17 protein-coding genes and 8 pseudogenes are annotated in these 22,523 nt (G+C 42.9%); 9 read left to right on the top strand and 16 right to left on the bottom strand.

Translation table 11 applies throughout. The annotated features are described in order from the left end of the window. The 4 genes and pseudogenes from ACYRY3_RS02115 to hemA all read right to left on the bottom strand — a co-directional run. On the bottom strand, positions 1-1,458 hold a 1,458-nt coding region (locus tag ACYRY3_RS02115), incomplete at its 3' end, for a phosphoketolase family protein (RefSeq protein WP_460200139.1). A gap of 1,010 nt (positions 1,459-2,468) precedes the next feature. Then, positions 2,469-4,301 carry a serine/threonine protein kinase gene (locus tag ACYRY3_RS02110; protein ID WP_460200137.1) on the bottom strand — a complete coding sequence of 611 codons (1,833 nt, stop codon included), beginning with the start codon at positions 4,299-4,301 and terminating at the stop codon, positions 2,469-2,471. 220 nt (positions 4,302-4,521) lie between these two features. Then, positions 4,522-5,901 (bottom strand): UPF0182 family protein, encoded by a 1,380-nt coding sequence (locus ACYRY3_RS02105; RefSeq protein WP_460200135.1) that lies wholly within the window; start codon positions 5,899-5,901, stop codon positions 4,522-4,524. A gap of 142 nt (positions 5,902-6,043) precedes the next feature. Next, a pseudogene (gene hemA / locus ACYRY3_RS02100) lies at positions 6,044-6,823 on the bottom strand (glutamyl-tRNA reductase); the annotation flags it as partial. A gap of 4 nt (positions 6,824-6,827) precedes the next feature. Between hemA and ACYRY3_RS02095 the strand changes: the two are divergent. After that, positions 6,828-7,001 (top strand): annotated as a pseudogene (locus ACYRY3_RS02095) (tryptophan synthase subunit beta); the annotation flags it as partial. 65 nt (positions 7,002-7,066) lie between these two features. Here the strand turns inward: ACYRY3_RS02095 and ACYRY3_RS02090 are convergent. Beyond that, entirely contained in the window at positions 7,067-7,414 is a 348-nt protein-coding gene (locus tag ACYRY3_RS02090; RefSeq protein ID WP_460200134.1) for a DUF433 domain-containing protein, read from the bottom strand. A gap of 264 nt (positions 7,415-7,678) precedes the next feature. On the opposite strand from ACYRY3_RS02090, the gene ACYRY3_RS02085 reads away from it, so the two are divergent. Beyond that, positions 7,679-8,908 carry an RNA-guided endonuclease InsQ/TnpB family protein gene (locus ACYRY3_RS02085; RefSeq protein WP_460200142.1) on the top strand — a complete coding sequence of 410 codons (1,230 nt, stop codon included), beginning with the start codon at positions 7,679-7,681 and terminating at the stop codon, positions 8,906-8,908. 169 nt (positions 8,909-9,077) lie between these two features. Here the strand turns inward: ACYRY3_RS02085 and ACYRY3_RS02080 are convergent. Beyond that, a pseudogene (locus tag ACYRY3_RS02080) lies at positions 9,078-9,715 on the bottom strand (helix-turn-helix transcriptional regulator); the annotation flags it as partial. A 473-nt stretch (positions 9,716-10,188) separates the two neighbouring features. Between ACYRY3_RS02080 and ACYRY3_RS02075 the strand changes: the two are divergent. After that, positions 10,189-10,383 (top strand): hypothetical protein, encoded by a 195-nt coding sequence (locus ACYRY3_RS02075; RefSeq protein ID WP_460200133.1) that lies wholly within the window; start codon positions 10,189-10,191, stop codon positions 10,381-10,383. A 24-nt stretch (positions 10,384-10,407) separates the two neighbouring features. Here the strand turns inward: ACYRY3_RS02075 and ACYRY3_RS02070 are convergent, their stop codons facing one another. The 5 genes and pseudogenes from ACYRY3_RS02070 to ACYRY3_RS02050 all read right to left on the bottom strand — a co-directional run bounded on the left by ACYRY3_RS02070 (position 10,408) and on the right by ACYRY3_RS02050 (position 13,547). Then, on the bottom strand, positions 10,408-11,106 hold the full coding sequence (locus tag ACYRY3_RS02070) for a LapA family protein (protein ID WP_460200141.1): 699 nt from the start codon (positions 11,104-11,106) through the stop codon (positions 10,408-10,410). A gap of 105 nt (positions 11,107-11,211) precedes the next feature. Beyond that, positions 11,212-11,322: pseudogene (locus ACYRY3_RS02065) on the bottom strand (aromatic acid decarboxylase); the annotation flags it as partial. Beyond that, positions 11,271-11,909 (bottom strand): annotated as a pseudogene (locus ACYRY3_RS02060) (beta-ketoacyl synthase N-terminal-like domain-containing protein); the annotation flags it as partial. The pseudogenes ACYRY3_RS02065 and ACYRY3_RS02060, both read right to left, overlap by 52 nt. 37 nt (positions 11,910-11,946) lie before the next feature. Continuing rightward, positions 11,947-12,942 carry a cupin-like domain-containing protein gene (locus ACYRY3_RS02055; protein ID WP_460200132.1) on the bottom strand — a complete coding sequence of 332 codons (996 nt, stop codon included), beginning with the start codon at positions 12,940-12,942 and terminating at the stop codon, positions 11,947-11,949. Between the two features lie 158 nt (positions 12,943-13,100). Continuing rightward, on the bottom strand, positions 13,101-13,547 hold the full coding sequence (locus tag ACYRY3_RS02050; protein ID WP_460200131.1) for a phosphopantetheine-binding protein: 447 nt from the start codon (positions 13,545-13,547) through the stop codon (positions 13,101-13,103). Between the two features lie 22 nt (positions 13,548-13,569). On the opposite strand from ACYRY3_RS02050, the pseudogene ACYRY3_RS02045 reads away from it, so the two are divergent. The 3 genes and pseudogenes from ACYRY3_RS02045 to ACYRY3_RS02035 all read left to right on the top strand — a co-directional run. Beyond that, positions 13,570-14,085: pseudogene (locus ACYRY3_RS02045) on the top strand (arsenosugar biosynthesis arsenite methyltransferase ArsM); the annotation flags it as partial. 188 nt (positions 14,086-14,273) lie between these two features. Beyond that, the gene (gene arsS / locus ACYRY3_RS02040) at positions 14,274-15,257 is read left to right on the top strand and encodes an arsenosugar biosynthesis radical SAM (seleno)protein ArsS (RefSeq protein WP_460200130.1); all 984 of its coding nucleotides are present in this window, start codon (positions 14,274-14,276) and stop codon (positions 15,255-15,257) included. A 124-nt stretch (positions 15,258-15,381) separates the two neighbouring features. Then, positions 15,382-15,576, top strand: coding sequence for a hypothetical protein (locus ACYRY3_RS02035; RefSeq protein ID WP_460200129.1), 195 nt, complete (start codon positions 15,382-15,384; stop codon positions 15,574-15,576). A gap of 146 nt (positions 15,577-15,722) precedes the next feature. On the opposite strand, the gene ACYRY3_RS02030 is transcribed toward ACYRY3_RS02035, so the two are convergent. The 3 genes from ACYRY3_RS02030 to ACYRY3_RS02020 all read right to left on the bottom strand — a co-directional run bounded on the left by ACYRY3_RS02030 (position 15,723) and on the right by ACYRY3_RS02020 (position 18,039). Next, complete coding sequence (locus tag ACYRY3_RS02030) at positions 15,723-15,923, bottom strand: hypothetical protein (RefSeq protein WP_460200128.1); 201 nt, start codon at positions 15,921-15,923, stop codon at positions 15,723-15,725. Positions 15,924-16,134: 211 nt separating this feature from the next. Further along, positions 16,135-17,769, bottom strand: a complete 1,635-nt coding sequence (locus ACYRY3_RS02025; RefSeq protein WP_460200127.1) for a CocE/NonD family hydrolase — start codon at positions 17,767-17,769, stop codon at positions 16,135-16,137. Between the two features lie 60 nt (positions 17,770-17,829). Beyond that, entirely contained in the window at positions 17,830-18,039 is a 210-nt protein-coding gene (locus tag ACYRY3_RS02020; protein WP_460200126.1) for a hypothetical protein, read from the bottom strand. Between the two features lie 12 nt (positions 18,040-18,051). Here ACYRY3_RS02020 and ACYRY3_RS02015 point away from each other — a divergent pair. After that, positions 18,052-18,696 (top strand): annotated as a pseudogene (locus ACYRY3_RS02015) (TldD/PmbA family protein); the annotation flags it as partial. A gap of 149 nt (positions 18,697-18,845) precedes the next feature. After that, positions 18,846-20,186 carry a TldD/PmbA family protein gene (locus ACYRY3_RS02010; protein ID WP_460200125.1) on the top strand — a complete coding sequence of 447 codons (1,341 nt, stop codon included), beginning with the start codon at positions 18,846-18,848 and terminating at the stop codon, positions 20,184-20,186. A gap of 104 nt (positions 20,187-20,290) precedes the next feature. On the opposite strand, the pseudogene ACYRY3_RS02005 reads toward ACYRY3_RS02010, so the two are convergent. Further along, a pseudogene (locus ACYRY3_RS02005) lies at positions 20,291-20,596 on the bottom strand (class I tRNA ligase family protein); the annotation flags it as partial. Positions 20,597-20,865: 269 nt separating this feature from the next. Then, positions 20,866-21,639: a Ycf66 family protein gene (locus tag ACYRY3_RS02000; protein WP_460200124.1), complete on the bottom strand. Its 774-nt coding sequence runs from the start codon at positions 21,637-21,639 to the stop codon at positions 20,866-20,868. 301 nt (positions 21,640-21,940) lie between these two features. Between ACYRY3_RS02000 and ACYRY3_RS01995 the strand changes: the two genes are divergently transcribed. Next, positions 21,941-22,523: NAD(P)-binding domain-containing protein (locus ACYRY3_RS01995; protein WP_460200123.1), on the top strand; the 583-nt coding region annotated here is incomplete at its 3' end.

Genomic DNA, 22,523 nt, shown 5'->3' with positions numbered 1-22,523 from the left:
ACCGTTAATGGCAAAAGATTCATAAGAACACCACAAAGTCCGCGCCCCCATCAAGGTCAAACCAACTGCTAACCCCGCACAAGCGTCTTCGCTCAAAGGTTCGTAAACTTGTCCGTTTGGTGTTTGATTGTACAAGTCGTCAGTGGTGGGGTGGATAATCTTCAGTGCTTGGTTGATGTTACCAATACCTGATGCTTCATTACCGTCGGCGTTGGTGACAAGAAAGTTTTTATCTACCTGTCCGACTTTTGCCACCAATCTTCCCATTGCTGTGGTGGAAACTTTTGCATCGCCACCTACAGGATATTCTTCTAAAGGCAATTCACCTAATTCTGGCAAGGGGTATTCAAATTCTGTCACAACTGTTTTTGCCGCAGGTCCTCCACCTGCGCGTTCGCAGTTTGTCCGTACCAGTTGCCAAGCTTCTACGCTCAAAGCACGTTCCTTTAAGGCATTGACGATATGGGGTGCATCCAGAGTGTCTTTAGGATAGAGGTTGTGAGACTTGGCACCCCGTGCGTGGACTCCTGCACCTTTGAGTTGTTTGATAATGAAGGCAGTTAGCTTACCGCCAAGTGCCGAACGTGCAGCTTTATCTACACCTGAAAGTACGGCTTTGGTAAAGGCTAATCTCCGGTCAAAGGAAAAGGCAGTGCTATCAACGTAGTCTCCTGATTGGTTTGTGTCGTCAAAGTCTTTGGCATCGACTAGCACAACTTCTTCAAAACCATTACCGCGCCAGTACTCAATCATCTGTTCGTTGGTTTTGAGGGAAACCATGCTGTGGTGTTCTTGGCTGTAACCGTTCCATACTAAGATTGGCAAGAAGTTGGTTGCACTGGGAAAAGCGGTGTGGAAGTGTGCCATTGAACTCATAATATAAGGTTCACCCAGCCCACCATCACCAAGGGTGAAGGGGAAGAGCTTATCTTTGTGCAGCAGTGCAGCAGCCATTGCAAAGTGTTGCCCTTGCCCCAAAGGACCTGCAGGTGCAAGAATGCCGGGTATGTAGCCGGAAAGGTGTCCCAGTAAACCGTGTTTTTCTCGAAAGCGATCGCGCAATTGTTGCACTGTGTAAATTCCCATGTCCTCTAAGGAGCGGTCTAGGAACATGGCACTGTAAAAACCGGGGGCATGGTGTCCCACTTCCGTGATCATGTTTTTGTACCCAAGCATGACAAGCGCCGCGTAAGCTTCCGCTTGGCTGGCAAATCCGCCTGGATGTCCGGAGGCTTTACTTCCAGTGATTTGCAATGTTAAATAGCGCAACGCGTCGGCGGCTAGTAAGGTTTGGAATACGGCGGCAGGTTCTGAAGGGTCGGCGATCGCAGAATCACCCGACTCGACTGCTGGTGTTTTGCCATAGGTTTCAAAACCGGGCATTGCGTCACCAAAGTATTGGATACCTTCGCAAAAATCGGATGCGGCTGTTGTTGCCTTTGGGGTGGTTGCTGTCATGCTGAGTACCTTATTTGAGAAACCTGAGGAGACAGAGTAAATGCTTGTTCAATTTAACAAAAATTTTACAACTTTCAGGTTCTTATAATAAATTCCTATTTAGGCATACAGCGATAATCAGCTTCAATAGTTAGAATAAGGTATTCCTGATGTCATCCCTCCCCTACCCACAAACTGCACACTTGTATTTCTCACCGCAATCCAACTCTTCTAGCAACAAGGGTGGCGATCGCATGGACTCTATTTCCTTAACTTTTCTTTACGTATTGCGTTAATTTTTGTCGGATCACTTTATCAGATGAAATACGACAGGGAATTTCGCGTCAAGCTGGGTTAACTATCTGTCAGTTGAGTTGTGCTTGCTTTATCCCATTCTAAGGGAAAGATAAAGCAGCATCGCTTGCCGAATAAATCATACTGCCCAAAAACATCAAAACGACTCTGTATCACGTCTTTCTTACGCACGTGTATATCAGTCTTGGATACAAATTACTAGTACTAATCCAGATTTAGAAGGTATCCGTATACACGACCTACGCCATAGCTGGGCTACTGAGCGGACGGGAATATTACAGATGGAAGAACTTAGGGCTTTAATGGGACATCAGAAAATTCAAACCACTCTTCGTTATTCCAAAGTCACCTCACAACGTGCAGAAGAAGTTGCACAGCTGAGGAAGAGAAATTACTTGTTCGTCTGGTGCAATTGCTGGAATTTGTGTCATAATAGGAGATAATAGGAAATAAAATCTTGTTTTTTGAAGGCGATCGCGAACATTCTTAACTGAATAAGGGCGGTCGCCTTTCTCCTACGTATTTCCTATTATAAGGGGGAGATGGGGAGAGGGTTTTCCGGTTTTTGCGATTATTGTTTAATCATAACTAATTAACCGGACTTAATATAATTTAAAGATTGCAGTATAAGCCTTTTACTTTCATCCTTTAGCTTTCATACTCCTCCTCAGACGCTACGCGAACAGCCTTTTTGTACTAGGTGGTTGATGATGAGCTTATGGCTTTATCAAACCTTCCCCTCCAGAACGGTACTTAGTAACCAATCTAAGATATTGAAATAGCGGCAAGACCAATAGAGTTGCTAGGGGTAATGCAGTTGCTGCCACTGCCCATAGGATGTATGGATTGAGAAAGCCAACTACAAAACCACTTCCCAGACTAGTTCCTGTTGCTAAAGTGAGTATTATTAGCACAGTAGTAAACCCTTTCGTGAAACCTCGGTTCACTGTATTACAAGCTACAGCATCAATAACTTTGACAAGTGTATTCCCCATTGGAATCCCAACCACAGTTCCAATGAGAAATGCTACGCAAACCAGGGATGGAGCGATCGCCCTAAGACCGCAAGCCCTAGCGATTATCCCACTTGTAGCTCCAGCGACAACCCCAGCAACTGTCCCACAGGTAACTTCCTTTACAAACCCAACTATGCGTCCAGTTTTAACCCCCCTTGCAAACCCAAACACAGCCCCGTACATGGCGAAAATGATAGGTATATTCCCAAACACATTTGCAGCCCAAGTTAAAGCTATAGCTGCCACATTAGTTGCAAGCCCCAACCAAATTAAACCTGCATAAGGCAATTTGCGTCTTGCAACTGATAGAGAAGCCGTCCTCACTTTAACAGTTAGAGTATGAGTTTGAGGGGATGAATTTATATGTAGTAATAGTTGGCGCTCATACAGCTTATCTGGTAACAACTTGCTCGTATTCACCCAAACCTGCAAATGAGCATAATTTCGGGCAAATCTCATTGGTGTAACTGAAATCCAAGGATAATAGTCAGCCGTTTGGGGTGGATCGTGTGGATGGGGAACGGCTTCCCACTTCACATCTAATTGGGTTTCAGATTCTGGGTCATGGATACTGACACTTTGCATTAATCGTTCGCCAAGGGAGTTGGCACGGAAATTCACCACTGTTGGACTAATTTCAATTTTTGGTACAAGACAGTGATGATTCTTCAAACTTGCAGGAGATATTGATGATGGCGAAAGAGTCTGTTTGAAACTGTTTGGAGTTAAGGTGATCTCCAGAGGTTTGAGAGCATTCAAAGCCATCTCTGCATTGGCAAAACGATTTTTGAGCCTGGGGTGTACCATTTTCTCCAGCCAATTCAAAAAACCTACGTTTAAGCGAGGGAGCAGATGTTTAAAATGAATGAGATAGGGGTCATCTTCATCGGTCAACTCCACAATTGCAGTTGAAGGAGTGTTGGTAAGCAAACAGACGATCGTTGCGCCCAAACCGTATAAGTCAGACGCTTCTGTTGGCTTTCGCAGTTGTTCTGGAGGTATAAAACCAGGAGTTCCTTTAAAGACACTGCTACCAGAGACTTCTTGACTGCCAATGCGGGCAAAGCCAAAGTCAATCAGATAAACGTTGAGTTCGTTATCCACCAAAATGTTTTCGGGTTTGATATCGCGATGAATAACACAAGGAATGCGATTTTGCAAGTAAACTAAAATTTCTAGGATAGAAATGGCAATTTGCTTAATTTCATACGGGTCAAAGCTGCGCGGTACTGCTAGTGATAGTCCATTAATATACTGCTGAACCAAACAAAAGCCGTCGTTTGTAGAAAAAGCCCCCAAATAGCGGGGAATGCCTTTGTGATTCAGCCCTTGCAAGACTTGTATTTCGCGATCGTAGGCGTTGAAAGCCGACCAACTAGAACCAGCAACTGCAAAACAAAACTGCTTGAGTACAACCTGTTGACCGGTTTTCAATTGCGATGCCAGCCAAGTAATACGTCCCCCTTCCCGATTTCGTCCCAGTTCGCTAGTAATTTGATAGCCTTGGGCGGAACAATCTGGGTTGCTACTCATAGTGGCAGGCACCGAACTCTAGTTGCTATCAATAAAATTATAAGACGAAGGGGACTTCCCTGACCGAAATTAATGGGATACAAGCCCCGTGCTAGAAGCACGGCTTTTTATTGATTTTTAATTTTCTAATCAACTCTGTGAGTACATCAGATTTTGTTCTCCCAGAGGCTGGTTCTAAACGCCGTGAGCGCACCCGTCTCAGAATTGCCAAAAAACACAATCAAATTGCAGATACTCGCAAAGATTTCCTACACAAGCTATCAAGTAGACCTCTGGGGTCGAAAGTTCTCGCTTCTATAGTATTTAAATTAAATCCTTCTCGGGTTAGGGTGATAGCACGCTCAATATAAGGGCGTTCGCGAGTTAATTCATTTGGTTGGACAATTAACCGTTGTACAGCTGATGGCAAAATTTCTCCAGAAATTGACACTATGACTACATATAATCCCAGTGCGTAAATCAGTTGGGGTGGGTAGGGAATTGGTTTGAAATGAGTTTTTGTTGTTTTGGACAAAACGATAACTCGCAGTAGCAGGTAAGCTGCGATCGCCACTGCTAAAACACTTAACCCAGTATCAATTGGTAACAAAACTGTAACATCGGTGTAGCTAGCACCGTAGTTCACACCACGAGTAGAATACAAAAGTTCGTAGCGCTGCAACCAGTAATGCAGGGCAATGGACAACATGAATAAGCTACTAATGGCGTTTAAGTGGAGACGTTGCGATACAGAAAAACCGGGAAATCTGCCTTCACTCAAGCTGTTCCCCGAACATAGGTAAGTTAAAGCCACAGCAGCAATGTTAAACAGAAATAGCCCCACCAGCCAAAAGACTAACAATTCCCAAATCGGAAGTGAGAAAACGTAAAAGCTAATATCTCTATGAAATAAAGGTTCGGCGCGGTTAAAAAGAGTTTTGTGGAAATACAGTAAAACCTTATCCCATTGTGCTGAGACAAGAAACCCCAGCAATAAACTGATGAATACAGCAATTGACCTCAGCCAAAACTCTTGATGAATTAAAACAGCGACAGTCACCACCACCAGCAATCCCAACTGCACAATGGGGAGAGATAGTTGCTGGGGATTAAATTCCTGCGATACCTGCTTTAACCAAGGTGGTAATTCCAAGGGGGTTGTGGGCAATTTAATCTCTGGATGCCAAATATCTAAAGCCTTTTGACTGTAAAAAATCAGTATTGCCCCAACTACACAAGTTAATATTATTACTAAAGGCAATAAAAAGTGTAAAGGCAGCGGTGAATGAAAAGTATTAATTGGTGCGGCTTCTTTGCCCAAGAGAGAGAAATTTTCCCCTTGTGTTCTATCTCCGTATTTTCTAGCATTTTGTTGTCTGGTTTTTAATTCTTCTGGAGAATATTTCAGCCGAGAGGCGAGAACTAAATTGCTCAGTAAAAAACTAACCGACGTAAAGACGGCGATCGCCCACAAACCCAATTGTGTAGCCAGACGTAACAAAAATTCTCTGAGGTATCCAACTTCACCAAACCACAGAGTTTCTGCCGTGAAATGGGATGCTAAATCAAAGCACAGCCACAACCCCAACAGCAAGACAATCAGTCGAAAAATTCTGTTCATGGAATTTGAGTAAGGACTGCGAGTGGTTAGTGGTTAGTGGTTAATGGTTAGTGGTTAATGGTTAGTGAATCTGTAAACTTGACAACTACCAACTATCAACTACCAACTACCAACTACCAACTACTAACAGCATTCCTTACTTTTAACTAAACTGTTCTTCTACATCCAAGTTAAACAGCATTTGCAAAGCTTGCATACACCGGCGTCTTGCTTCAACATCTTGTTGAGCTCGCAACTGTACCATTGGATCGTGTAAAATTTTGTTAACAATGCCTCGTGTGAGGGCTTCAATTACTTCCTGATGTTTCTCAGCGAATTCCGAACCCAATCTCGACAAAGCTTTCTCTAATTCTTGTTCGCGGATAGCTTCGACTTTATCCCGCAAACAACTGATTGTCGTTACAGTTTCGAGCGATCGCCACCAAACATCAAAAGCTTCTGCTTCTTGTTCCAACAAGACTTCAGCTTCCTGTGCCATCTTGCGACGGCTTTCTTGGTTTTGTGCTACGACTGCCTTTAAATCATCCACATTAAACGCCTGTACGTTTGTCAGTTCGTTTACATTTGCATGGACATTACGAGGCACGGAGATATCAATCAGCATCAAAGAACGATTTGGTTCTAAAACCATTTCTAACTTAACACGGTCAAGAATTGGTTCTGTGGCTGATGTGCTTGTAAACACCAAATCGCACTCAGAAATCACTGCTGTCATTTCCGAAAGCAAGCAAGCTCTGATAGATTGTTCGGGGAACAGCTTTGCCAATTCCTCTGCTCGAGACAGAGAGCGATTTAAAATACAAATTTTTGCAGCGCCTTTAGACAGCAAGTGTTGTACTAGCAATCGCGACATTTTGCCAGCACCGAGAATTGCCACCCGACAAGCTGCTAAATTGTCCAATTTCATCTGTGCTAACTCCACAGGACTTTCGCAATTAGAAGGCATTATCCCAGCTTTAGAAACAGCTCATGCGATCGCCTATTTAGAAATTCTCTGTCCTCAATTAGATAATAGCCCTTGCGTTATCATCAACTGTTCTGCAAAAGGTGATAAAGATGTCCAAACTGTCATTATCGAAGAAGGGAACGGGGAACTCTGAACAGGGAACAGGGATGTTTTTACGAAGTAAAAACATTCATGTTCGACCGATGCGCGTTCCCTGTTTTAGAGGGGTCTATTAGCATACTGTTGCTGCCGTCGAGACAGCAAGCGATCCCGTATACCTTGAGGCGCAAACTGCGTCTCATTTAATTTGCGAATCTCATGTGCGCGTTGTTGCCTTTGCTGTAAGTACGCTTCAACATCCTGCTGATGTCGTAAATAGTAGCTAATGACTGCGTAAACATCAGCTAGCTGCAAAGACGGGTACTGAAACACGATTTCTTCAGCAGTCGCCCCTTGATTGAAGGCAGCTACAACTGTATCAAGTGTCACTCGCGTTCCGCTGACTTGTACCACGCCATCAGCATTAATTTGTAATGGGAGAGGTTCGGTTGTAATTGAAAGGGTCATAGACATCAATCGGGTTTTTATGTATGTTTTACGTTTTTTTATGTTGACCTATTTATGATTACAACAAATAAAGCAGAAAGCCCACGCGCTTTAGCCGTTTGGGACGCGAATAATGCGGTTCGCTCGTTGCCTCCCGCATTATTCGCTCATGAATGCGTAGCACTTTTAAGTGCTTTGTGTGATTTATCTGGAATTGGGATTGCCAAAGAAAGTTTATGCTATACTAAGCATAGTAAGATTTACATTCAGGAGGTGAGGTTATCCATGCTGGTATTTGAAGCCAAATTAGAAGGTGAGATTGAGCAGTATCAAAAGCTTGATGAAGCAATTCGTACAGCCCGATTTATCCGGAACTCGTGCCTCAGGTACTGGATGGATAATCGTGGCGTTGGAAAGAATGAAATTAGCGCATACACGGCAATTCTTGCTCAAAAGTTTGAATTTGCTCTCAAGTTAAACTCAATGGCAAGGCAAGCTAGTGGCGAACGTGCATGGAGTGGAATTTCTCGGTTCTATGACAACTGCACTCGTCAGAAACCGGGCTTCAAAGGATATCCACGCTTTAAAAAACATCAGACTCATGGCTCGGTAGAGTACAAAACGACAGGTTGGAAGCTTTCAGAAGATAGAAGACACATCACATTTACTGATGGTTTTAAAGCGGGAACATTTAAAATGTGGGGCACTCGTGACCTACATTTCTATCAGTTAAAACAAATTAAGCGCGTGCGGGTTGTACGTCGAGCAGATGGCTATTATGCACAATTTTGTCTCGACTTCTTACGTTTGGAGAAACGTACACCAACTGGTAAAACTATTGGTTTGGATGTGGGTTTAACTCATTTCTACACTGACAGTGAAGGTCAGACAGTTGAAAACCCACGTCATCTTCGTAAGTCAGAAAAAAAACTAAAACGCCTTCAACGACAATTATCTAGAACCAAAAAAGGTTCTAAAAATCGTGCAAAGGCAAGAAATAAATTGGCAAGAAAGCATTTAAAGGTAAGTAGGCAACGTAAAGACTTTGCGGTTAAGGCTGCAAGGTGCGTAGTCCTGTCTCACGACTTGGTAGCCTATGAAGACTTGGTGGTTCGGAACATGGTAAAGAATCATCATCTTGCCAAAAGTATCAGCGATGCTGCATGGACATTGTTCCGTGAATGGGTTGAGTATTTTGGGAAAGTATTTGGTGTGGTCACTGTGCCTGTACCGCCACACGGCACATCTCAAAAATGCTCTAATTGTGGAAAAGTGGTTCAGAAAACGCTTTCTACTAGAACGCACATTTGTCTTCATTGCGGACACGTCCAAGACAGAGATTATAACGCCGCACGCAACATCCTTGAGATAGGACTACGCCACATCCTTCAAGTCGGCAGAGCCGCCCAACGGAGTGGCTCCCGTACCGTGGGGCACACGGGAACGTTAATCGCCTCTGGAGAGACCGACCTCTGTCTTGGTTCGCCACTGCGTTGCTCTGGTTTCCAGAGTTGAAGCAAGTGGCGAACCCGTAAGGGTGAGGAAACTCCTCAAGATAAGCCGACTCGTAGAAAGAGGAAATCTCAGAAGTGATTCTGGGAATCCCACAGGCTTTTAGCCGTGGGAGGATGTCAACCCCTCCAATTCCTCATCCGTCAACTCATACAACTCGCGTCACTTCTGCAGGGGTAAGGTGTAGCGATCGCCAAATCACATATTCAAACTTATCCCTTACCTGTTCTGCTAACTTTACGGAAAAAGCGGTTTTTCCAACTCCTCCCATACCCAAAATTGCTATTAAACGACAACGCTCTTTGACAATCCATTCTTCAACTTGAGAAAGTTCTGTCCCTCTGCCATAAAAAATACTAACATCAATAGCTTCGCCCCAATCTTCTACTGGTGTTGATTTTCCCAAGCTAGAATTAGTTGTTATTGTATTTATCTGAAGTTGAGGGCTAGTGCGATCGACGGAAAACCATAATTTTTTATAACCAGCTTTTTCCAATAATTGAGTCACCCGACTCCAATTTTTACTTTAATTGAATATCCTGCTTGGTTACTCAACATTTCTTCTATATATTTATATAATCCATTAGACAAGTAAACCCTAACAGTACTGCTACTGCGACTTTGATAGACTGTAATAGCAATCTCTGCAGGGCTAAAACCACACAGTAAACCTCTGAGAAATTTCTTTTCCACTGGTGTCAGAGATTTTCCTTTCACCAAACCTAAATCAACGTATAATTTTTCTAGTTCCCAACTATTTCTAGCTTCTATAAATTCCTCTTCGACCCTGTTTGAATTAGATGTTGTCATTCTCGTTATTTTAAATACCAAAGTCTCAATATCATACCTATTTTTGGATGAAGTCAAATTAAATAAAAAGTAAATTTATAACGAAATTAATAACGCGTGTTAGGTGACTTAGCAATTGTCACTTAGGTATCTTTAGGCTTAACAGAAATTTAATATAGCTTGATTGAAACTTTATCCCGACTTTATCGGTCTACATAGGGGGAGCGTGATTCACGCGGTGAATGGGGCGATTATATATTTTTACAATACTGTGTTTCTACCGACACGCTGTTGATGCCCCAACAATTACTAGCCGCAAGTTGCAATCAAAAAGTTAGTTTTTTGTTCAAGGTGTAAAATATGACACAAAATTTAAAACGATACACAAAAGCATTGTTAACCGAAGGTTTGAAGCGCAAAACCATTGCATATCTTATCTGACAAAAATTTTATTTATAAATGTGATTTATGTGTGGTCACTTGAGGTTTCACCCATGACTCGGATTAGAGACGTTGTACAAAAAGCTTTAGCAACTGGCTATCTCACCGTTGAGGCAGAAAATCAGCTGCGGCATCTGCTGACGACCCGGTACGATTTGGAAGACTTTAATGCTTTCATGACCTTGCAGGAGGCTGCTATGACCGGACAAGTCAAGCAGGAGTCCCGCGAGCGTTGTAATATTATGTAGAGATGTAGTATGTTGCATCTCTATTTAATGACGAGAACCCTTACCCTCATCTTCAATATCGTCTTCATCCAAAAATCCCCAATCATCCTCCTCGGCTTTTTCAGCCGATGGTGGTTGATAGGGAGGTACGATCACGCGATAATCGGCATCGTAAACTGATTCTGTTTTTCCTACTCCGGAATTTTTGGGTTCGCGGTAGCTATAGGAGTATGACGAATCAGTTTTGGGTTTGTCCTTGGGTTCTGAGGAACGAACGTAAGTGTCAGAATCTTGAAACTGGGTCTTTCGAGAATCGGAGGTGGATGTTTCCTCAGGTTCATTGTCAAATTCCCAATCATCATAAAGTCTGCTACCTCTTTCCCAACCGTCAGAAGTATCACTGTTTTCATATTCTGTTTGATTACCAGAAGGTGGGGGATTCTGAGGGCGGGATGGTGGTTCTTCAGAACGTGAACGATTGCGACGTGGTGCTTCTGTAGATGCCATAGGAGGTGTTTGGCGCTTTTGTTGTCCAAAATAATTGGATAAGCCGAACAAGCTGGTTACAAATACCGTTGTGAATGCACCAGCAACAGTGCTAAACAAAATCCAAATTGCTAGAGGGAGGGGTTGAGTCCGCATACCCAAAAAGACAAGGGGTAAAACAGGCGACCAGTTTTGTACTAGTAGCAGCGTTATTCCTCCCAGTACAGCTACCAACAGAATTAAGCGAATGATTGCCATAAGAAATTTGTCATTTGTCATTTGTCATTTGTCATTGGTCATTGGTCTTAAGCAAAGGATGAACCACCTATTGAGTTGTGACTTTTGACTTTTGACTTTTGACTCTTAATGACCTTGCCACCTTTGAATTGGAACACAGTCAATATCTAATTGATCCAAAGCACGGGCAACGACAAAGTCAACCAAGTCCTCAATTGTTTGGGGATTGTGATACCAAGTAGACTTTGGCAAGCTAGAGAAACTGCGACTAAGGAAGTAGAACAAGCGGTTTGTACCGTCAGACTGGGACCAGTCAGATTCAATTTATAGGAAACACGAGTCGCTAGGAAATCTTTGTCGTTACCAATTCCTTTTTGGAAGATACTAGCCAATCCAGCGCGATCGCTACTCAAATCAAATGATAAATAATTATTTGAACCAGCACCTGCATAAACTCCAATTCGACTTTCGCAGTGTTGGCAGTCATAGCCGGCATTTTCCAATGCTTCCCATGCACATTCTAAGAATACACGGTGCTGTGGGTCTGTGATTTCTGCTTCCTTAGGATTAAAGGCAAAGAATGAAGCATCAAATAAATCTACATTTTCTAACACAGCAATGCTTTTCACATATTGAGGATTACTAAGTAATTCTGGTTCAATTCCAGAGGCAATTAATTCTGCATCTGTAAAAGTAGATATTGATTCTATTCCAGAGCTTAAATTTTCCCAAAACTTTTCAATATTTTTAGCACCAGGAAAACATCCTGACATACCAATAATTGCAATTGATTGTGCAGAATCATATACTTCTATATTGCTCATGATGATTTCTATCTTACCTAATTAATTCAATATTTTTTTAGAGTAAACGGCTAGTCAAGACAACTTTACCCAGCCAAGAAAATTCCAACAACAATCCTAAAAGATTACCTATTATTGGATTTGCCTGACTTGCCGCGTTTAACACCATCTCTAAGTTCCACTCATTGACTGTATTGAAACCCAAGGCGATAGTAGTATCAAGGTTTTCTGCCTGATGCCACCACATAGACGGAATATAGAGGATTTCTCCTGGGTTTAGGATAAATTCTACTGGTGTTGCATTGGCATACAATGGATGTTTTTCTAAATCTGGGTTGAAAGCATTAACTTTTCCGTCATATACAAATTTTTCTTGATCGGGTGGTATTAAGATGAATTTCTTCCGTCCATAAATGGCTGCTAACCACCCTTGCGTACAAAACGAATCAATGTGAAGACCTATTGATGACTCTTTACGACCTATAATGAGATAAATATATTGTTGAAAACCGTATTGGTTAAACAGTTTTTCTGGCAAATTCTCTAATAAATTATTGCAGTATTCTGGAACTGTGAAATCTTTGTAAAGCTCTGGATGCTCAAACATATGAAAGTCGAACAGGTATAGTGATTTATCTGTATCACCTGCCTCGAGATAATCTATGTAATCTGCAATAGTCATTGATATGTTAGTTCCATTATTTTTATCTCTCACACCATCGGTCTTTACTATACCGTATTCTGCTCTAAAGAAATCTAAATTCCACTTTACTAAAGCAGGCCAATTTTTAACTACATCAGTAATGATGACTGGCTTGCCAACAGATGCATACTCTTGAACAAATTCATTGTATGAGAGATTGCTACGACGCTCAATATAAGAAATTGGTTTCCATACTAACTTACGTCTGTTTCTAAACCAGATTCTTTTCAGAAAAAATATACTCATTAGTATTATTAAAATCGATGCTATTATCCCTACTATTAACCCAATACTAATTAGAATTAAAAAAAATAATGATTGAATAATTGTATCTAACTTTGCTATGTGCATAATTTTTTAATAGATCTTTCTCTAGTTTATTTACATGGATTTTAACCCAGTCAATCTTGAAATTGGGAGTTGTGTATTGTCCGGTTGTGCCATTATGAGGTAAGGTAAACAGACAACTCCCGCAGCCAAGCATTTCAAATTATTAGCCAAAACTACAATTAATAATTATGACGGGGGTTATAAGCTTTATTTTGTCGATTTAAAGCCAATTTCTGTTTTTTAGAACGGGTGCGAATCTCTTTAAAAGAATGTTGTTCTTGCTGTTCTTTACTAAGATGTTCTGCCAACGAACTAATACTAGGATATTGAAACATTTCTACTACTGAGATATCACGTTGCAATTTTTCTCGTAATTGGGCGTTTACTTGAGAAATCAACAAAGAATGTCCGCCAAGATCGAAGAAGTTATCGTTAATACTAACTTTCTCGATACCTAGTACTGTTTGCCACGTATCAGCAATGGTCTGCTGTAGCTCTGTTTTAGGAGCCACATAAAGGTTGTTTTGAGTAGAGTAATTCTCTGGCAACGGTAAGACGCGACGATTGACTTTGCCATTGGAAGTTAAAGGGAGTGTGTTTAAGAATATAAAAGCCGTTGGCACCATGTATTCAGGTAGTTTTTCTCTCGATTTAACTCGTGCTTTGCAAGAAGCTTATCGGGTGTTGAAACCGGGCGGAAGGTTACAGATGAGCGATCCTATTGCCACTCGTCCCATTCCCCAACACTTGCAAAAAGATGAGCGTTTGCGAGCAATGTGTTTATCAGGGGCGCTGACCTATGATGAATATATTCAACACATTGTCAAAGTAGGCTTTGGGCAAGTAGAAATTCGCGCCCGTCGTCCTTATCGGTTGCTAGATTCTCACACTTACCAACTGGAAGAAAATCTACTCCTAGAAAGTTTGGATTCTGTCGCTTTCAAAGTCATCATTCCTGAAGATGGTGCTTGTATTTTTACAGGAAAAACAGCCATTTATGTTGGAGGAGAAACCTTTTTTGATGATGGACAAGGTCATATTCTTCAGCGAGGAATTCCCGCATCAGTATGTGATAAAACTGCTGCAAAACTAGCCGTTTTAATGCCTAATAAGGTAACGATCACTGATTCTACCTGGCACTATAACGGCGGTGGTTGTTGTTAGGTTGATTTCACTTCTTACCCCCCTTAATCCCCCCTTATAAAGGGGGGAATATCGCATATCCAGTGCCCTCCCCTTTATAAGGGGAGGGTTGGGGAGGGGTATTATCCATGTGTTGCATTCTTTTTTCAAATTGCTATTAGACCTAGCATCCCACTCCAATTAGTTCTAATTCTCTAGTAAAAAAGATAATGATTCAAACAGCGGCTCCATTCAAACAAAAACTCGGTTCACCTCTTAAAAAAAAAGGCATCTCTGTATTACAAATTAATTTGGGAAAACGCTGCAACCTAGCTTGTACCCATTGCCATGTAGAAGCAGGACCGAAACGCACAGAAGAACTTTCCCCAGAAATTTGCCAACAGTTGATTGAGATCCTGCAACGATTTCCTCAAATTCAGATTGTTGACTTGACTGGTGGCGCACCAGAAATGAATTATGGATTTAAGCCACTCGTAGAAGCAGCAAGAACAAATAGCAAGCAAGTGATTGTCCGGTCTAACTTGACCGTTTACTTTGAAGATGGGTTTGGAGACTTACCAGAATTCTTTGCCCAACACAAAGTTCGAGTTGTAGCTTCTTTGCCTTGTTACCTAGAAGACAACGTAGATAAAATGCGCGGTACAGGTGTGTACGATCGCTCAATCAAAGCATTGCAATGGCTGAATCAACAGGGCTATGGCAAAGAGCCCGATCTTATTTTAGACTTGGTATTTAATCCGCAACTACCTGCAACTGAGAAATTTTCCCTCACGCCAGACCAAGCGAAACTAGAAACAAGTTACAAAGAGTTTCTACAGGAAAATTTTGATATTGTTTTTAACAACCTATTCACCATTACCAACATACCAGTCGGTAGAACAAAACTATACCTAGAACGGAAAAAACTCTATGCTCCCTATCTACAGTTTCTAGAATCAAATTTCAATTCTGGTACAATAGAAAATCTGATGTGCCGAGATGAACTTTCCATTGATTACCTCGGTAATGTCTATGATTGCGACTTCAATCAGATGATGAATTTGCCAGCCAAAAGCCGTGATAGCGAGAACCTGACAGTTGCCAAATTACTAGAAGCGGGTAGTTTAGATTTGATTGATGAAGTAGAAACTGCTGCTTATTGCTACGGCTGTACAGCAGGCTGTGGTTCCAGTTGCAGCGGTGCGCTGGTGTAACTCATGCCGTTGTAACCACCAAGAAAAAATTTCTTCGTTACCAAAATTGTTACGAACCCTCTGCCAATACCCCCATAAGTTTATGATGATATCTAGTTAAGTCTCCTCACACCGTACTGAAGCCGTGGGCTGTTATCAGCTGCCACGGTTTTTTATTTTACAAACCACACCGGGCGCAGAGAATGCAGAGGAAGAAGCAGAAGCGTTAGAAACCCTACTCAAGGAACCACAATTACGTAAATACCCAATAAAAATTTTCGTTACCAAAATTGTTACAAGCGTAGTTTTACTGGTAAGTAGCGATTATTATGATATTTAGTTAAGCTCCTCACACCACATAAACAGCCGTGAAACACCGCGTTTCACGGCTTTTACTTATGTTTCATCAGTACTTAGCAAAAAAAGAGTTTACTTCAAAGACGGGAATAATGATTATTAAGTAATCCTTGAACTCATCCAGCAAATCTAACAGCTAGAGCATCGGTATTGATGCAACAGCGGTTTGGCCGGAGTACACAGGGCGCGGCGTCCAAGTCGGCATTTTCGATGACGGCAACCGAGCTGGGCGATCGCAAAACCAAGCATAAACAAACTAAGTGTTAGTCCCACTGCGCCTGGTGGCGTTCTCAGCGCCCGACCGATCGTCGGGAATGCAGGTAGCCCCATATCGATTGACAAGGGCGGGAGTGCAGAAAGCGCCCCTAGCAGGATCGTAAAGCCTAGAGATTTGGGTTGAATTCGCATTTTTTTGACCTTTTTAGGGAGTCGCAAGACGAACCAGAGCAATAGAGGACAGAATTCTTAGAGATGAACAACGGGCTATTTCACCTGACTAACCATCTTTAAATTTACTTTATAAATAAGCTCTTATTTCCGTTTATCTGCTTAGTCGGTTCAGTGGCAGTAAAATTTGCGACCCAGTCTTTCCTCCACAACCGATGGTCAATGTAATAATTTCAGCATCTCTACCCAATGTTGAACCATTCCCTGGATTCATAGAGTATGCCGGGAAACACGCCGCACTCAAACTCAAGCGGAAGGCATGACCTTTGGCAATTCTGACACAGGTTGTCTGCAATTGAATTGTTCTTTTGATAAGGTTGCTTTCACTTTCACAACGCAGATAGCCTTGAGTCACATTATAAACACGTCCGTCAGGATAAACTTCCGAGAGTACAGCACATAAATCGTAACTGGATTTATCTGAGATACACCAAATTTCAACAATGACATCACCTATTAAATACAAATCTTCTACCAAGGGTTCGCTGGTATAAGTGAGAACATCTGAACGGCAATCAATGTGCGATCGCTCAAAGGAACCTCCAGGAATTGCTGCATGACCACCTAACGAGGGAACCGGTCGCCAAGGGTCATGAACTAGAACGTCAGTATTGCTAACTGCTAATTGTCCATCGCTCATTGTTCCGGAATCTTCTCGGATGCTACTGAGTCCTTGACTTGACAAAAAGTAAGTTTTATGGTATTCGTTGGGAAAAGTGTCAAACTTGCGCCAGCGATCGCTACCCATCTCAAACAGGCAAACAGGGGGTTGCTCCAGCAATCCCGTATCTATACCTTTGAGAAATTGGTCAAACCACCGGACTTGCATTTCATCTACAGGGCTTGCTGCATCAATACCAAAATCAACGGCACCAACTTTACGACCCCAGGGCAAATGCGCCCAAGGACCCACTAACAGTTGTTGGCGGTACTGACTCCGCGCTGCCATATCCTTATATAAATTCATCGTACCGCGCAGGTAAGTATCAAACCACCCTCCAATATGGAACATGGGCAAGTCAACGTTTTGGAGGTGTGTTTTGGGGGAAAGCTGTTCCCAGTATTCATCAGGTTGGGAATGTGCCAACCACTCGTGATAAAACGAGTCTGGGGCACAATTGTGCAAAACTTCAGGATGATTGGGAATTCTATCGTGCAAAGGCAGATTGCGATAAGCGGCAAACAAGGCATGGTAAGCTTGTTCATCCTTTCGCAAACGGGCTGTTTCTGTCGCCAATTGAATTGCCCAGGCTAGATTGCTTTGCAAACAAAATGCCCCTCCTTCATAAGCCCAATCTGCATACAAATCGTAACCAATCATTGCAGGGCAAATTGTTTTTAACGCTAGCGGTTTGGTAGCAGCTGCGTAGAGTTGAGTCATTCCTTGGTAGGAAAAACCGTACATTCCCACCTCACCCGTACTACCAGGGAGTTTCGCCGCCCAGTTTACCGCGTCTTCTCCATCCTCAATTTCACGGGCAAAAAGCTTGAATTCTCCTTCTGAGGTTCCCCGTCCCCTGACATCTTGAATGACGACAATATAACCGTGGGCAGCATACCAAGTCGGATGGGCGTAAACAACAGTGGATGCGATCGCTCTTCCATAAGGTTGTCGCATCAATAATACGGGAAATTCTCCCTCTGCATCAGGACAATAGATATCTGCGTCGAGTCGCACGCCATCACGCGTTAACATAGACGCAGTTTGTTTCTGATGAACTTTATACATATGTTCTATGGATACTACAGCAATTTTTAGGGAAATTGCATCAAGTATCCAATACGGCAACTATTTGTGCAACATTTTCAAGAGAATTTCTGGAGAGTCCATTTTATCCATCACCACTTCAATGAAGGCAAGCTTATCCCGATTTTGTTCTGCTTGTTGCAGTGCTGATTCTAACTCTGACTCGGTAGCTACTTTCACTCCCCAGCCATTGTTACCAAAAACTTCATGAAGCTTGTGATATTTCCACGGCTGGATGTCGTTGTATGGCATTTTCTCACCGTGGCCTGCGGACACCTGCTGGAAACCACTCAAATCGAACGCAACACCACTCCCTTTGCTGATAAAAAAGGTGAAAAAATCGCTCATGAAAGCCTAACTGCTTGGGATGAAGGGCGGACAGACAATGCTTTTGGCACCATTGACATGGACGACGAAGGTATGCCAGCCCAAAGAACTCTCTTAATTGAAAAAGGCGTTTTGAAGAATTTCTTGTCGGATCGCGCAGGTTCTTGGCGCACCGGACATCCCAGAACAGGCAGTGGTCGCCGTCAAAACTTCACCTATGCAGCGGCTAGCCGGATGCGTAATACCTATATTGCGACGGGTGAATACAGTGTTGATGATTTGTTTAATTCCGTTGACAAAGGTATTTACTGTAAGAAGATGGGTGGCGGTAGCGTTGGTGCTACAGGTCAATTTAACTTTGGTGTAGACGAAGCATATTTAATAGAAAATGGCAAAATCACCAAGCCCCTGAAAGGAGCTATCTTGATTGGTGAAGCCAAGGAAATTATGAATAAGATTTCCATGTGTTCTCAAGATTTGTCCCTAGCACCCGGTTTTTGTGGTTCTGTCAGTGGCAGTATCTACACTACCGTAGGACAACCTCACATTAAGGTTGATTCAATAACCGTAGGCGGACGTTAATTGCTAATGGTTAATGGCTAATGGCTAATGGCTGATGGCTAATAGTGGAGTAAGAAACAATTAGTCATTAGCCACTAACCACTAACTACTAACCACCAACTACTAACCACTAACCACCAACCAAGTAACCGTTTTAAAATTTCCAGACTATGCCCAATATTAGTGAAATTGCAACCTACGCCAAGGATAATGCACAGAAGCTTGGCATCAAAAAATTTGATATCTATGGTTCAAGTGCAGACCAGACCAGCGTACAAGTGGATCGGGGTGAACCCAAGCAAGTAAAAGCCTCAAATCTTTCTGGTGTCACCGTGCGTGTTTGGAATGAAGACAACACAATGGGTGTCACCACCACAACAGATGTAGACCCCAAAGGGCTTGAGTTAGCTTTGAAAACCGCATATGAAGCAAGTTTCTTTGGTGTCAAAGAAAATGTACCCGATTTTAGCCCAGAGGCTACAGTTCCCATCGACCAAACCTCTCACGAAAAAGCACCCCAAGTACCTGTTTCTCAATTGATAGAAAGCTTACTAGTAGCTGAGAAAGAACTATTGAGCGCTCATCCAGCAATTAAAGGAGTGCCATACAACAGTTTGGCGCAAAGAGATATTGACAGGTTCTATCTCAACAGCGATGGTGCGATGAGAACAGAATCCCACTCATTGGCATCAGTTTATCTTTACAGCAAAACCGAGGAAGAGGGCAGAAAACCCCGCAGTGCTGGTGCTTTTAGAATTAGCCAAAGTCTAGATAATTTAGACATTAATGGTTGCATCAAAGAAACAGCAGAGAAAACTATTAGCCACTTGAACTATGAAAAAATCAAGTCCGGTAAATATCGAGTTGTTTTCTCACCAGATGCTTTCTTAAGTTTGCTTGGTGCTTTTTCCAATATATTTAACGCTCAAAGTATTTTGGACAAGCAAAGCTTATCTACTCCAGATGATTTAGGAAAGACAATTGCTTCACCCTTACTTTCAGTAGTTGATGATGCACTGCATCCAGCGAACATTGGTGCAGAAGCTTTCGATGGAGAAGGAACTCCCACACGCCGAATTGCCCTGATTGAAAATGGCGTTTTAACAAACTTTCTCCACAGTGCAGGAACTGCAAAAAGGATGAATGCAAGCCCGACAGGTCATGCCAATATTGGTGCAAAAGTCACCGTCAGCCCCAATTTTTATCACGTCTTTGCAGCTGCCCCAGGCGAACAAGAATTGAACTTGGAAACTGCAGAAAATGTGATTTTTATCGATGATTTACAAGCACTGCACGCAGGAGTGAAAGCCTTACAAGGTTCCTTTTCCCTGCCATTTGATGGTTGGTTGGTAAACAAAGGCGAGAAGATTAGCATTGAGTCCGCCACTGTTGCTGGTGATTTCCTAGAACTTCTCAAGTCCATTATTTTTGTGGAGAAAGAGGTAGAGCTAACTCCAGGCGGCGTTTGTCCCAGAATTTGGGTTGATGAACTCTCAATTACTGGAGAATAATATTTCACGTCGTAGGGTGGGCATTGCCCACCATCACCCAATTTCTCATCTGCTATATAAAACCTAGACAAGTCTAGACTTTACTTTCTACTTCATTGGGAGCGCAAGCCGTGACAGTCCCAACCGGGTACATAGCGAGCTTTACGACCCCGCAGCAGTTGGTAGCGATTAATAATGTCTTTAAGAATTTTATTTAAAGCGTGACCAATATGCAGGGAACCGTTAGCATAAGGTGGTCCATCATGCAATATAAATACATCGCCTGGGTTTTCCTCTGACAGGCGTTCATAAATTTTATTCTCTTCCCAAAACTTTTGGATTTCGGGTTCGCGCTTAGTAGCGTTTGCCCGCATATCAAAGTTTGTCTTGGGTAAGTTTACGGTGTCTTTGTAGCTTCCAGTTTCTGTCACAGCGCTAAATATCTAGATATAAATTAAATGGAGTGGTATTCTCACTATTATCAGCGAGAATCTCTCAGGTGTTCAACTTAATGCGATAGCTTTGCTCCTGCCTGCAGCGCAGATCGCGTAAGCGAACCCTTTCTGGTAAAACATTGTCTTTTTCTTAGGGTCCTTCGCGTCTTCGCGGTTCATTGATTAGGTAATCTTTACCTCTAACAGAAGCATTTTCAGGTAAATGAAGTACATCGGTAGGGGCGCAATGCCTTGCGCCCTTACAACTAAGAACCCTGAGTTGGAGGATTTGGCGGAACTTGTTCGGCTGGTGCTTCAGCAGGAGGAGCAAGTTCAGCGTCGGGAGCAACTTCCACCACAGGAAGAGGAGGTGTTTGTTCCTCAGCGCTCTGTTGAGCTGCTTCTACCAATTCGGGAGATGGGGGATTGGGTGGAATTGGTTCTGTAACAAGCTTGGTTTTGGCTTCCGACCCAACAGTGGCGACATCTGCTGGTTGTCCTGATGTTGGGGTTGGGGCTTCAGTGTCAGCTGTGGGCTGTGCCGGTGTCGAAGTACGTTGGTCAAGAATCTCAACTGTTGGTGTTGCTGTAGGAGACACTGCAGCTTTAGGCTGTTCTGGTGTCTTTGTTGCACCAGTATGTTGCACCTTATCTTTTGGACGAGAGAAGGTGCGGCTAAACCACTGTTGCAACGGGGCGAGTCGTTCTTGAAGTGAGAACTGAGAAACTTGCTGCTGAAGATTGGATTTGACCTCGTCAGCACTCGGTACTTGGGTTTGTTGCGCTGTTGGTGTTAGCTGGCGGCGTAATGAGATTGTTTGCCAGCCAAACCACCCTAAAAGAGCGACACTAGCCACATGACCCAGCAAAAGACCACCAGTAATGCGTGGTGCAAATATCCATAAAACTAAGGCATAGAACAGCCCCACTCCACTCCAAATAAAATCATTCTTGCGGTGGATTTCTGGAAAAAAGAAAGCTGCTAAGTAAAGCGCTATACTGCCCAGACCGACTGTCAACGCTAGGACGTTTGCCAGCATCTTGTGGTTACTCCTTTGTATGTCGTTTGACTAGGATTGGGAACTAGCGATCGCCCGTTCGCCAAGAATTAAGCTACCTCAGTACTCGGTCTCTAGTTCCCAATTCTTTAACTCATTATTTCAATTTTGCAAACTTTGCAAGGGAATTGTGGATGTAGATACAAATCAAAATTAATTATCTGTATACCTCTAGTAGTTGTACCCTGTTTGTAAAGTCTTAATGTCTTCTTTAGGAGAGAAGCGAAAATCTCGGACTAACCTAAAGATAAAGAGAATCTGCAAGAGTTAGCCAAAAAAATTTATGACACAGCAAAGCTTTGGTGTGATTGGTCTAGCCGTTATGGGAGAGAACATCGCTCTAAACGTTGAGCGAAACGGCTTTCCAATCGCAGTTTACAACCGCTCGCGCGACAAGACCGATAAATTCATGGCGGAACGTGCTAACGGAAGAAACGTCAAAGCCGCGTTTACTCTAGAAGAGTTCGTAGCCGCCTTGGAACGTCCCAGACGAATTTTGATTATGGTTCAAGCTGGTAAGCCTGTAGATGCAGTGATTAACCAGCTAAGACCATTGCTAGACGAAGGCGACATTATTATCGACGGTGGTAACTCTTGGTTTGAAGATACGGATCGCCGCACCCAAGAATTGGAACCGGCTGGATTTCGGTTCATTGGTATGGGTGTTAGTGGTGGTGAAGAAGGGGCGCTCAACGGTCCTTCACTCATGCCAGGAGGTACACAAAGCTCCTACCAGTATTTGGAGCCCATTTTCACCAAAATTGCTGCCCAAGTCGATGACGGTGCTTGCGTAACCTACGTTGGTCCCGGTGGTTCCGGTCACTACGTGAAGATGGTACACAACGGCATTGAGTACGGTGATATGC

This window comes from Scytonema sp. NUACC21, assembly GCF_054684315.1.
The sequence above is the reverse complement of the archived record's forward strand: the minus strand, read 5'-3'. Positions and strand labels throughout refer to the sequence as shown.